The following is an 11,853-nucleotide window of genomic DNA, read 5'->3' on the forward strand; positions in this document are numbered from 1 at the left end:
CGCTCACGCCTTCGTGAACACCACCCACACCGGGCCCTCGGCGAACGCGAGCGGCTTGCCCTCGCGGGTCGTGAACGTGGTGCCGTCCCGCGCCGTGTCGCGCCGCCAGCGCGCCTCGTACGCGCGGCCGTCCCGCAGCACCCGCGCGCTGCCCGAGCCCACCGTGCGGCTGAAGGGCGACGCGCTGCCCGAGCGGTCGTGGAAGCGCGAGTCGCGGATGTCGACGCGCTGTTCGACCACCGTGGCGGCACCGAGCGCCGCGCCGGATGCGGTGCGGGCGGGCGTACCGTCCATCGCGATGTGCCAGCGCCCCTCGTACTCGACCCAGGTGAAGGTGAAGCGCGCGGAGGGGAAGCGCAGCGTCTGCCGGGTCGTGGGCGTGCCGCCCGCCGGGCGCGGCCCGAAGCGGAAGCCCGTGCTCTCCAGGCCGTCGGCCGACACCCGTGCCCCCAGCGCGTCCGGGCGGACGTAGAGGTTGTGCGGCGCGGGCTTCGCGCCGCCCCGGTAGTACGCCCTGCCGGGAGCCCCGTCCGGGGGCAGGGCGCGCAGCGGGGCCGCGTCGATCAGCGGAAGCAGCTTCGACTGCGCCCCGGAGAACGCGAGCGCCGGGTCCTCGAACTGGCGCAGCAGCTCCAGATCGGTCTCCCGGGCGCTGCGCACCGGCCCCACCACGGGCGGCAGCCGGCGTGCGTAGACGGCCATCAGCCGGCTGAGCCCGGCCTCCACCCGCTCCACGTAGACGACGTCCGCCGCCTCCAGGCCGGTCTGCGGGCGCGCGGGGCCCACGTTGTCGACCTTCACGGCGAGCACGCGGCCGCCCTCGCCCCGGCCCGTCGGCCGCCCGTCCGTGCCCGCCCGCTCCAGGGTGCAGGCGGGCGCGAACGCGGCGAGTGCCAGCGCCACCACCGCCGCACGCAAGCCTCGCGCTCCTCGCGCCGTCGTGTGCCCCACGCGTGTTCGCCGTTCCATGACCGGGATGTACCCCGATTGCGGCCGTTGTCAGCCGAGGTCGAAGGCGTTCCGCAGACCGAGGCGGTAACGGGTGCGGTCGGCGCGCTTGAGGCCCTCCAGCTCCGGGACGCGGTAGCGGGGCTTCACCGCGCACCGCTTCGCGTCCGAACCCGCCCGGTCGAGCAGGGCGTTGACGGCCTGGCGCGCGGCCGCGTTGGCGCCCTCCATGGTGGCCAGGTCGATGTCCACGGCCACGTAGTCGCCCGCGAGGAAGAAGTTGGGGATCTTCGTCGCGGCCGACGGGCGGTTGTGCAGCGTGCCCACGGGGTGGATCAGGAGCTCGTCGTCGTTCGTCGGGTGCGGGCCGCCGATGCCGTCGACGCCCGGGTCGAGGTGCCAGGAGTGCAGCTTGCCGTCGGTGAGGACCTGCTTGCCGGTGTCGTTGAGATGGGCCTTGAGCTGCGCCCACACCTCGCGCGCCACCTCCTCGCGCGTGCAGTTCTTCGCCGTCTTGCCGTAGAGGATGCCCTCCTTGTCCCACTCGGAGATGTCCACCGACAGACAGTCCACCGCGACGCCGTCGCCGTAGTCGGCGGGGAAGTCGCGGCCCTTCCAGTGCGCCGCCTGGGCGATGCCCGTGAGCGACCAAGGGGAGTCGATGCAGTTGAAGTGCCCGTCGACGATCTTGGGCCGTTCCGTCAGATAGAACTGGATGCCCGTCATCCAGTCCGTCCGCAGCTTGTCGCAGCGCGCCAGCTGCGGATCCGCCCCGCGCAGCGCGGCCCCCCACGTCCTGCGGGCGTGCTCCACCGGCATGGCCTGTACGTAGTGGTCGGCGGTGACGTCGCGGCGTACGCCATCGGCGTCCTCGATCACGGCCTTCGTCACCCGGCCGCCGCCGTACGCCACCTCGCGCACGGTCCAGCCGACGCGGAACTCCACGCCGAGGGAGGTCAGATGCCTCACCCACGGGTCGATCCACGCCTCGTTGGTCGGCGCGTTCAGGATGCGGTCGGGCGGGCCGTCCGCGCCCCGGCCCAGGGCGTTGAACACGAAGGCCTCACCGAGCGTGCCGACGGTGCGGGTGCTGGCCACCTCCGCCTTGGTCGCCACGATGTTGCGGGTCACGCCGACCGCGAGGATGCGCTGGTAGTCGTACGACATGTCCTCGGCGCGCACGAAGTCCCACCAGGGCTTCGCCTCCCACTGGTCGTCCCGGCGCTCGTCGCAGCTGGTGAGGAAGACCAGGGCGCGGTTCACGAAGTACGCGACCTCGTGCGCCGGGATGCTGAACGCGGTGTCGAGGAACGCGGTGAGGGCGCGGGCGATGTCGTCCGGGGTCAGGTCGGCGGGCTGCCCGTCGCGGCCGGGTATCGGCAGGCGGATGTCCTCGCGGCCGCCCGCGCGGGTGAAGCTCATCTCCGGCGGCGCGATCAGGTTGTCCCACACGCCGTTGCGGTTCCCGGGGAAGGGGATGCGGCGCATCGTGTCCGGCAGGTTGTGGTAGATGCCAGGGATGAAGCGGAAGCCGTGTTCGCCGGGGAGCGGCTTGCGAGTGCCCTTCGCGCTGTCCGGTACGTCGAAGCTGCGGGCCTTGCCGCCCAGGGCGCGGCGCTCGTAGACCGTGACGGCGAAGCCGCGCTCGGCGAGTTCGTGGGCGGCGGTCAGGCCGGCGACGCCGCCGCCGAGCACCGCCACGGTGCCGGTCGAGGGTGCGGCGTGGGCGCCCTGCGACAGGGCGCCGAGGCCAAGGGCGGCGGCGCCGCCGACGGTCGCCGCTCGTGCCACGAAGGTTCTGCGCGTGCTTCCCGGTGCCTGCGGCCGGCCCATGCGGCTCTCCCCTTACCGTTGGTAACCCAGGTGTCAGGCGCGGAGCCTACGGCCGTGCTCTTCTGGGCGGAAGGGGTGGGTGGGGCTTGGCGGGAATTTGTCTGCGGGTGGGTGGGGTGCCCGGCCTTGCCGGGCAGGGCCGCGCCGCGGGACGTACGTCGTCCTACTGCGTCGGCGCCGAACCCAAGACCTCCGACAGGTCGTAGCCCGCCGGTTCCTCCAGTTGGGCGTACGTGCACGACTCGGGGTCGCGGTCGGGGCGCCAGGTGCGGAACTGGGCCGTGTGGCGGAAGCGGGCCCCGTTCTCCATGTGGTCGTAGGCCACCTCGCACACCCGCTCGGGCCGCAGCGGCACCCAGGTGAGGTCCTTCTTCCCCGACCAGCGGTTCACCGCCCCGGGTAGCCGGGCGCTCTCGTGGGCGGCCTCGTCCGCCCAGGCCGCCCACGGGTGCCCCGCGACGGAGTCCATCCGCAGCGGTTCGAGCTCCGTCATGAGCTGCTCGCGCCGCTTCATGGAGAAGGCGGCGCACACCCCGACGTGCTGCAGCGTGCCCGCGTCGTCGTACAGGCCGAGCAGGAGCGAGCCGACCACGGGGCCGCTCTTGTGTAGCCGGAGGCCCGCGACCACGCAGTCCGCCGTCCGCTCGTGCTTGACCTTGTACATGAGGCGTTCGTTCTGGCGGTACCTGAGGTCGAGGGGCTTGGCGATCACGCCGTCGAGCCCGGCCCCCTCGTACCGCTCGAACCACTCCCGCGCCACCTCCTCGTCGAGGGTCGCGGGCGCCAGGTGCACCGGTGCCCGCACGCCTTCGAGCGCCTTGGTGAGCAGCCGGCGCCGGTCGCGCAGCGAGACGTCCCACAGGGCCTCGTCGAAGAGGGCGAGCACGTCGAAGGCGACGTACGACACCGGGGTGCGCTCGGCGAGCAGCCGCACCCGCGAGTCCGCCGGGTGGATCCGCTCGGTGAGGGCGTCGAAGTCCAGGCGCCCGCCGCGCGCGAGGACGATCTCGCCGTCCAGGACGCACCGCTGCGGCAGCCGCTCCCGCACCGCCTCGACCAGCTCGGGGAAGTAGCGGGTCAGGGACTTCGTGCCCCGGCTGCCGATCTCCACCTCCGCGCCGTCGCGGAAGACGATCGCGCGGAAGCCGTCCCACTTGGCCTCGTACTGCATGCCCGGCGGGATCCTCGCCACGGACTTGGCGAGCATGGGCTTCACGGGCGGCATCACCGGCAGGTCCATGATCCCGATTCTGCTCCCGGGCGGGGGAAATCGCCCGGTATGCGCGTTCGCCTCCCGGCGTCTAGCGTGGCTCGCATGGCGGGCGCGGGCGCGGCGGTGGAGCTGACGGCGGGAGAGCGGACGGTACGGCTCTCCAGCCCGGACCGGGTGCTGTTCCCCGAGCGCGGCTTCACCAAGCGGGACCTCGCCGCGTACTTCCTCTCCGTCGGCGACGGCATCCTGCGGGCCCTGCGCGACCGCCCCACCACCCTGGAGCGCTATCCGGAGGGCGTCGGCGGCGAGTCCTTCTACCAGAAGCGGGCGCCGAAGAACCTGCCCGACTGGATCCCGACCGGCACCATCACCTTCCCCAGCGGCCGGACCGCCGACGAGATCTGCCCGACCGAGGTCGCCGCCGTCGTCTGGGCCGCCCAGTACGGCACGCTCACCTTCCACCCCTGGCCGGTGCGCGCGGCCGACGCCGACCACCCCGACGAGCTGCGCCTCGATCTGGACCCGCAGCCCGGCACCGACTACGCCGACGCCGTCCGCGCGGCCCACGAACTGCGCTCCGTCCTCGACGGGTTCGGCCTGCGGGGCTGGCCCAAGACCTCCGGCGGCCGCGGTCTCCACGTGTTCGTGCCGATCGCGCCGCGCTGGACGTTCGTGCAGGTGCGACGGGCCGCCATCGCCTGCGGGCGCGAGCTGGAGCGGCGCCTGCCGGACGCCGTGACGACCGCCTGGTGGAAGGAGGAGCGCGGCGAGCGGATCTTCGTCGACTTCAACCAGACCGCCCGCGACCGCACCATCGCCTCCGCCTACTCGGTGCGCGCACGGCCGCACGCCCCCGTCTCCGCGCCCCTGCGCTGGGACGAGCTGGACGACGCCGTGCCCCGCGACTTCGACCTCGGCACCATGCCCGGACGCTTTGCCCGGGTCGGCGACGTGCACCGGGACATGGACGAGCACGCCTTCTCCCTGGAGGGCCTGCTCGAACAGGCCGACCGCGACGAGCGCGACCACGGCCTCGGCGACCTGCCGTACCCGCCGGAGTACCCGAAGATGCCGGGCGAGCCGAAGCGGGTCCAGCCGAGCCGCGCGAAGCACGACGACGGCTGAACCCGCCCCGGGGACGAGCGCCCGCGGCCCGCGCCTACAGCTCCTTGATCCGGATGTCCCGGTACGACACCACGTCGGTGACCCCGTGCACCTGGAGGCCCACGTAGCCGGACGCGAAGCGCCGCCCGTCCGTGCCGGGGTCGTCGCCGCGCGGCGGCTCGAAGACCTGGCCGCCCGTGTTGTCGAACTCGTTGATCAGGGTGCCGTTGCGGTACACCGCGTAGTGCTGGTCGACCACGCGGATCTCGTAGTCGTTCCAGGTGCCCTTGGGCGTCACGCCCGCGCCCGCGAGGCCGACCCGGTCGAAGCCGTACACCGACCCGGTCTTGTACATGTCGCCGTCCGGCCGGTCGAGGACCTGGACCTCATGGCCGTACTTGATGGCCACCCACTCCGGACGCGGCTCCTCCGGGTGGTCGTGGACCTGCGGGAAGCGCACGAAGACGCCGGAGTTGGCGTTTCCGGAGCCGGGCGCGTCGTCGCGCCACTGGAGCTTCAGCGAGAAGTCGCCGTACTTGCGCTCCGGGAACCACAGCATGCCGAGCCCGTTCTTCGTGGTGCCCGAGGTCATCGAGCCGTCGGCGTTCAGGCCGAACGAACCGCCGCCCACGTGGCTCCACCTGGCGAAGGACTTCTGCGTGCCGTCGAAGAGGTGCCGGTAGCCCTCGGTCTGGCCGGGCTTGCCGATGCCGGACTCCTTCGCCGCCTTGTTGATCTTGTTGTACTCGCGCCGGTCGATCTCGCCCGCCTTCTTCAGCCGGTCCGTGACCGTCTTGACGTGCTTGAGGAACAGCGCGTGCGACGACCAGTCCTTCTCGTCCTCGATCAGCTCGCCGACGCGGCAGCGGTTGTTGGTGACCCGGTTCGGGATGCCCGTGTCGACGGTGCCGACGAAGACGGTCGACCGCTCGTCGTACTCGGGGCAGTGGGGCCCGGGCACGCCGCCGCCCTCGTCGACGGTGAACGCCACCGACTTCGCGGGCGCAGTGTTGCCCGCCTTGTCGCTCGCCCGGTACGCCACCGTGTGCCGCCCGACGCGGTCGACCACCACCGGCGCGGTGTAGGCCACGTACGGGCCGCTGTCCAGGGAGTACTCGACCGCGGCTACGCCCGAGCCCGCGTCGGTCGCGGTCACCGTGACCTTCGCCCGGCCGACGTAGGCGCCGTCGGAGTTCTTGTCGCCCTCGACCTTCGCCGAGGTCTCGGGCGGGGTCCTGTCCTCCTGCGGCGGCGCGACCACGGTGAACTCCACGGACTTCTCCGCCGCCACGTTCCCCGCCTTGTCGGAGGCGCGGTAGCGCACCTTGTGGGTGCCGACCGCGTGCACCATCACGGGCGCGGTGTACGCCGTCCAGGCGCCGTCGCCGACCGCGTACTCGACCTTGTTCAGACCGGATCCCGCGTCCGACGCCGTCACCGTGACGGTGGCCATGCCCAGGTACTGGCCCTGGCCGTTCTGCTCGCCGGTGACCGTCGCGGAGGTCTCCGGCGGCGTCTTGTCGTCGGTCGGCGGCGCGACGACCTTGAAGTCGACGGCCTTCTCCGCCGCCACGTTGCCCGCTTTGTCAACGGCCCGATAGCGGACCTTGTGGGTGCCAACGGTGTTCACGACCACCGGCGCGGTGTACGGCTGCCAGGCGCCGTCCGCCCCGAGCGCGTACTCGACCTTGTCGACGCCCGAGCCGCCGCTCTCGTCGGTCGCCGTCACCGTGACCGTCGCCGTACCGACGTACGCGCCGTCGGAGTTCGTGGCCCCGTCGACCTTCGCCTTCGTCTCCGGCGCCGTCGTGTCGCCGCCCCCGCCGTCGGTCACGACGAGGATGCCCTGCATCGCCCCGTGGCCGGGGATCGTGCAGTAGTAGCGGTAGCGGCCGGGCTTGAGGGTGACCTCGGCGGTCCACTTGCCGCCCTTCTCGTCGCCCGGGTTGGCGAGGATGTTCAGCGGGACGTCGTTGTTGTACTCCGGGTCGGAGACGTCGAACGTCAGCGTGTGCGGCATGCCGGTGGTGTTGCCGGTGGCCACGCTGTTCTCGAAGACGATGGTGGTCTTGCCCGCGACGGCCGTCGTCGGCGCCGACTTGTACTTGTTGATGTCGTTGTCCGCGGTCCAGGTCAGGACCTGCTGCTGGAGGCGCGGCCCGTCAGGGCGGGCCGTCGCCGCCGAGGTCAGGCCGAGCACGAGCGCGAACGCGGCGAGCAGCGCCGCCCACACCCGTGCGCGCGCGGAAGCGGATCTCATCGTTGCGCCTTCCTGGCCAGGTCGCCCGCGGCCGGGGTCGCCTCGCCGCCGGTGTAGGTCACGCGCCACAGCGCGGACTTGGCGTCCGAGGTGAAGAAGCCGCGCCCGTAGTCGAGGACGTACAGCGAGCCGTCGGGGGCGAACTTCCAGTCCATGAGGTTCTTGATGCGGTCGTTGCCCACCGGGATGATCTTGCGGAGGGACTCGGCGTGCACCGGCAGACCGCCCTTGCCGACCGTCTTCGGATCGGTGAGCACCGCGTGCCGCGGCTGGTCGCCGTCGTAGAAGTCGCCGACGAACCACTTGCCGTCCCAGTAGGCGGGCCATTTGTCCGCGCTCGTGCTCGCCGGGTCGTAGCGGTAGACCGGGCCGTTCATCGTCGCCTGGCCGCCGCCCTTCAGCCACGGCAGGAGCTGCTTCTGCTCCTCCGTCCTGTAGCTGGGGACGCCGTTCGCGTCGCGCGGGTAGTCGATGCCGCCGCCCTGCGGGGAGTACCAGATGGTGTTCGGCTCGGCGGGCGGGATCTTCACCAGGCCGTCGTTGTTCGGCGACTCGTTGCGCAGGTTCTCGCAGTCGTACCAGCCGAGGGGCTTGCTCGGATCGGGCAGATTGCGGTCGCGGTAGGGCTGGTTGTTGCCCATGCAGTACGGCCAGCCCCGGTTGGAGGCGTGGGTGATCGCGGCGAACGTGTCGTACTTCGCCGGGCCCCACGTCGTCGACGGCTGTCCCGCGTCCGGGCCGACCCAGCCCGCGTAGAGCGTGTCGGTCCTCTTGTCGACGGAGATGCGCGCGGGGTTCCTGACGCCCATCACATAGATCTCGCCGCGCGTCTTGCCGCCGCCCTCGTCCGGCTCCTTGCCGGTGAAGAGATTGCCCTGGGGAAGCGTGTACGTGCCGTCCGGCTCGGGGTGGATGCGCAGGATCTTGCCGTTGAGGTTGTTGGTGTTGCCGGAGGTGCGGCGGGCGTCGGCGAAGGAGACGCCCTTGAAGTTCGGCTGCGGGTTGTTGCCCGAGTAGCCGTCGCTGGAGCCGGAGGAGTTGTTGTCACCGGTGGCGATGTACAGGTTGCCCTGGGAGTCCCAGGCCATCCCGCCGCCCGCGTGGCAGCAACTGTGGATCTGCACCGGCCACTTGAGCAGCACCTTCTCGCTGTCCATGGCGAGCTTGCCGGACGCCTTGTCGTACGTGAAGCGGGAGACGTACCGCTCGCCCATGTGCGTGTCGCGGTCGATCCGGGCGTGCGGGGTGTAGTGCAGGTACACCCAGCCGTTGTCCTCGAACCGCGGGTCCAGCTCGATGCCGAGCAGGCCCTCCTCGTTCTTGATCAGCTCACCGCCGCCGCCCTTGTTGCCGAAGACGCTCACGGCGCCCGCGAGCGTCGCCTGCCCGGTCTTCGGGTCGTAGACGTGGATCTCGCCGCGGCCCTTGCCGACGTCCGGGTCGTTCCAGTCGGTGATCACGGGCCGGGAGGAGTCGGCGCCGCCGCGGCCGATGTAGAAGACCTTGCCGTCGGGGGCGGTCACCAGGCCGTGCGGCTCGCCGATCTGGTCGTTCTCGCCCGGCTTGTTGGGCCGGGTCAGGCGCTCCGCCTTGTAGTTCGTGGTGATGGCGGCCTTGCAGTCGGCGCGCACGAGGCGGGACGTCCACAGCAGGGCGCCCCGCAGATGCGTCCGGAAGTCCGTCTCGTCGTAGGCGTCGGCCGTGCCGCCCATGCCGGTGTAGAAGGAGCGTCCGCCGTCGTAGTCGCGGCACCAGGAGACCGGGTGGTCCCAGCCGTTCGCGCCCGCGCCCGGTTTGTACGTCGACTCGCGCACCCGCGCCACGGTGTGGACGGCGCCCGACGGATTGGTCTCCCAGTTGAGCCACCTGTCCGGGCGCTTCCACTCCAGGGGCAGGTCCTTGGTGGCCGGGCCCTGCCGGTCGCCGACCTCGACGGTCGCGCGCTGCACGGCCGACGGGCCCTCGTCCTTGGGGCGGGCGCCGACCAGGCCGGTGAACCAGCTGGAGTACGGCTCCGCGCGGGCCGCGTCGTGCAGGCCGAGGAAGCCGCCGCCGGCCTCCATGTAGGCCTCAAGGCCCGCCTCCTGCTCGGCGTCGAGCACGTCACCCCCGCCGGTCACGAACGCGACCGCGTTGTACTTGCCCAGCTGCCCGGCGTTCGTGAACACGGCCGGGTCGTCGGTCGCCGTGACCGTGAACCGCTGGGCGGCGGGGCCGGAGCGGCCGATCCTCTCGATCGCCGCGATGGCGGCGTCGACGACCGGCGACTCGTCGCCGGGTGCCGCGGATCCGTAGAAGGCGAGGACGCGCACGTTCGCGCCACCAGGAGGCGAGGGCAAGGCGCGTGACATCGTTGTCTTCATCGCTTCGGCGTCACCGGGCGGTTCGGGGAAGGGGCGCGCGGACGCGGCGGGGCCGGAGAGGAGCCCGGCCGCGAGCGCTCCCGCGGCCGTGGCCGCCGCCCAGGAGCGACGGGTGGTTCTGTGTCTGGCTCTGCCGAACTCTCGTGTGGGTAATGGTTGTTGACGCGGTGTGAGGCGCATGGGAGCACCGACCCCTCGTGAGTCACGACTGCGGCGACTACAACAACAGCGCGGATGAAGCTAGCCCCCTTTCGACGGCTAGCCAAGAGCTATGACGTCACTTCACCCGAACTTTGTCCTGCCTGTGGAGAAACGGGGTTCCTGCCGCTAGCGTGTGGCCGAATCCGGTGCCTCGCGCGTCGCGGCCCTGCCTGATGAAGTGTCAGTTTCCATTCCACAGTGGGGGAGTTCGGCATGGACAGACGGAGCTTCAACCGACGGATGCTGGTGGGCGGGGCGGTCGCGGCGACCGGGGTGACATCGATGTCAGCCATGGCTCCCGACGCGGTACCGGCCGAAAACCCGCCGCGGACGGCGCCCGCGGGCGGCGAGGTGCGCCGCATCACGATGTACGCCGAGAAGCTCCCCGACGGGCAGCTGGGCTACGGCCTGGAGCGGGGCGGGGCGACCGTCCCCGGCCCGCTGATCGAGCTGAACGAGGGCGACACGCTGCACGTCGACTTCGAGAACACCACGGACGTCGCCGTCAGCCTGCACGTCCACGGCATGGACTACGAGATCTCCAGCGACGGCACCAAGCACACCAAGTCCGACGTGGCGCCCGGCAAGAAGCGCACGTACACCTGGCGCACGCACGCGCCCGGGCGCCGCAAGGACGGCACCTGGCGCCCCGGCACGGCGGGCTACTGGCACTACCACGACCACGTGGTCGGCACGGAACACGGCACCGGCGGCCTCCGCAGGGGCCTCTACGGGGCGGTGATCGTGCGCCGCAAGGGCGACATCCTGCCCGACAAGACCTGCGTGATCGTCTTCAACGACATGATGATCAACAACAAGCCCGCCCACTCGGGGCCCGACTTCGAGGCCACGGTGGGCGACCGGGTCGAGTTCGTGTCGATCACGCACGGCGAGTACTACCACACCTTCCACATCCACGGTCACCGCTGGGCGGACAACCGCACGGGGATGCTGACCGGGCCCGACGACCCCAGCCAGATCCTGGACGACAAGATCACCGGACCGGGGGACTCGTTCGGCTTCCAGGTGATCGCGGGAGAGGGAGTCGGCGCGGGCGCGTGGATGTACCACTGCCATGTGCAGAGCCACTCCGACATGGGGATGGTGGGGCTCTTCCTGGTGAAGAAGCCGGACGGCTCGATTCCGGAATACGAGCCGCATCATCCGCGTGAGGGGGCCGCACGGCCGTCGGCTGGGGGCCACCACTAAGTGCCGCGCCGGGTGGTGGAGTCTCCGCGGGTACGTCGTGGCTGGTCGCGCAGTTCCCCGCGCCCCTTCGGGGGCGCGCCCTGTGTCGGGCGCCGGTCAGCGCAGGAGGCTCCACTTGTAGCGGGCGTCCTTGGGGTCCGGGAGGTCCTTGCGGACCGTCACGTAGGACGTGCCCTGCCGGTACGGCGTGCTCAGGAGCTTGCCGTCGTCGTGGGACACCCAGAACACCTGCCCGGAGCCGGCCTCGGTGAAGTGCCACCACTGGTTGACGTCGTGCGCGTCGCACGTGCCCAGCCAGGCGAGCCCCCAGCCTGCGACGTCGGACACGCACTGGCCGCTGCTGACGGAGACGATCTGCCAGGCGGGCTGGGCGGCGAGCTGCAGGCGCCACCGCTGCCGGGGGTCACCGGCGTCGCAGGGCGCGAAGGTGGCGGTGCCCTGGAAGGAGTTGGCGGGGTCGTCGGCGGTGGACATGCACAGGCCGTTCCCCGCGTTGCGGAACTGGCTGCCGGGGTCGGGCGCGGCGGCCGCGGGCGCCGCCCCCGCGAGGAGGGCGCCGCCCGCGGCCGTGACCAGGGCCGCGGCCAGGGCGGTGAGCCGACGTGTGCGCTTCATGGAACGTCCTTCCGGTGGCGGTGGTGCTCCCGATGCTGAGGCACGGCGCGGCGCGGCACCATCGCCGGAACGGGGGACGGCAGGGGCGCGCGGGGGGCCCGCGGGCC

The 11,853-nt window shown here is 71.8% G+C and carries 8 protein-coding genes; 2 read left to right on the forward strand and 6 right to left on the reverse strand.

Annotation, left to right across the window (positions count from 1 at the left end; genetic code table 11):
- Window positions 1–3 precede the first annotated feature (3 nt).
- The 3 genes from CP982_RS33840 to CP982_RS33850 all read right to left on the reverse strand — a co-directional run bounded on the left by CP982_RS33840 (window position 4) and on the right by CP982_RS33850 (window position 4,021).
- Window positions 4–969, reverse strand: a complete 966-nt coding sequence (locus CP982_RS33840) for a DUF3048 domain-containing protein (protein WP_150513940.1) — start codon at window positions 967–969, stop codon at window positions 4–6.
- A gap of 30 nt (window positions 970–999) precedes the next feature.
- Complete coding sequence (locus CP982_RS33845) at window positions 1,000–2,781, reverse strand: hydroxysqualene dehydroxylase (protein ID WP_150513941.1); 1,782 nt, start codon at window positions 2,779–2,781, stop codon at window positions 1,000–1,002.
- Between the two features lie 163 nt (window positions 2,782–2,944).
- Entirely contained in the window at window positions 2,945–4,021 is a 1,077-nt protein-coding gene (locus CP982_RS33850; RefSeq protein ID WP_150513942.1) for an ATP-dependent DNA ligase, read from the reverse strand.
- Window positions 4,022–4,096: 75 nt separating this feature from the next.
- On the opposite strand from CP982_RS33850, the gene ligD reads away from it, so the two are divergent.
- The gene (gene ligD, locus CP982_RS33855; protein WP_150513943.1) at window positions 4,097–5,119 is read left to right on the forward strand and encodes a non-homologous end-joining DNA ligase; all 1,023 of its coding nucleotides are present in this window, start codon (window positions 4,097–4,099) and stop codon (window positions 5,117–5,119) included.
- A 34-nt stretch (window positions 5,120–5,153) separates the two neighbouring features.
- Here ligD and CP982_RS33860 read toward each other — a convergent pair whose 3' ends face one another.
- On the reverse strand, window positions 5,154–7,358 hold the full coding sequence (locus tag CP982_RS33860) for an OmpL47-type beta-barrel domain-containing protein (protein WP_184925595.1): 2,205 nt from the start codon (window positions 7,356–7,358) through the stop codon (window positions 5,154–5,156).
- A complete protein-coding gene (locus tag CP982_RS33865; protein WP_150513944.1) occupies window positions 7,355–9,901 on the reverse strand; it encodes a ThuA domain-containing protein in 2,547 nt (848 codons plus the stop codon). The genes CP982_RS33860 and CP982_RS33865 overlap by 4 nt, the downstream gene beginning before the upstream one ends.
- A gap of 234 nt (window positions 9,902–10,135) precedes the next feature.
- Here CP982_RS33865 and CP982_RS33870 point away from each other — a divergent pair, with 234 nt between their 5' ends.
- Complete coding sequence (locus CP982_RS33870; RefSeq protein ID WP_150513945.1) at window positions 10,136–11,131, forward strand: multicopper oxidase domain-containing protein; 996 nt, start codon at window positions 10,136–10,138, stop codon at window positions 11,129–11,131.
- Between the two features lie 96 nt (window positions 11,132–11,227).
- Here the strand turns inward: CP982_RS33870 and CP982_RS33875 are convergent, their stop codons facing one another.
- Window positions 11,228–11,746, reverse strand: coding sequence for an RICIN domain-containing protein (locus CP982_RS33875; RefSeq protein ID WP_150513946.1), 519 nt, complete (start codon window positions 11,744–11,746; stop codon window positions 11,228–11,230).
- Window positions 11,747–11,853 lie beyond the last annotated feature (107 nt).

The sequence above is a fragment of the Streptomyces spectabilis genome, from assembly GCF_008704795.1.
Taxonomy (GTDB): Bacteria; Actinomycetota; Actinomycetes; order Streptomycetales; family Streptomycetaceae; genus Streptomyces; species Streptomyces spectabilis.

Excerpts from the sequence above, each read along its gene's own strand:
- CP982_RS33840 (WP_150513940.1), bottom strand. The coding sequence starts at position 969 with ATGGAACGGCGAACACGCGTGGGGCACACGACGGCGCGAGGAGCGCGA.
- CP982_RS33845 (WP_150513941.1), bottom strand. The coding sequence starts at position 2,781 with ATGGGCCGGCCGCAGGCACCGGGAAGCACGCGCAGAACCTTCGTGGCA.
- CP982_RS33850 (WP_150513942.1), bottom strand. The coding sequence starts at position 4,021 with ATGGACCTGCCGGTGATGCCGCCCGTGAAGCCCATGCTCGCCAAGTCC.
- ligD (WP_150513943.1), top strand. The coding sequence starts at position 4,097 with ATGGCGGGCGCGGGCGCGGCGGTGGAGCTGACGGCGGGAGAGCGGACG.
- CP982_RS33860 (WP_184925595.1), bottom strand. The coding sequence starts at position 7,358 with ATGAGATCCGCTTCCGCGCGCGCACGGGTGTGGGCGGCGCTGCTCGCC.
- CP982_RS33865 (WP_150513944.1), bottom strand. The coding sequence starts at position 9,901 with ATGCGCCTCACACCGCGTCAACAACCATTACCCACACGAGAGTTCGGC.
- CP982_RS33870 (WP_150513945.1), top strand. The coding sequence starts at position 10,136 with ATGGACAGACGGAGCTTCAACCGACGGATGCTGGTGGGCGGGGCGGTC.
- CP982_RS33875 (WP_150513946.1), bottom strand. The coding sequence starts at position 11,746 with ATGAAGCGCACACGTCGGCTCACCGCCCTGGCCGCGGCCCTGGTCACG.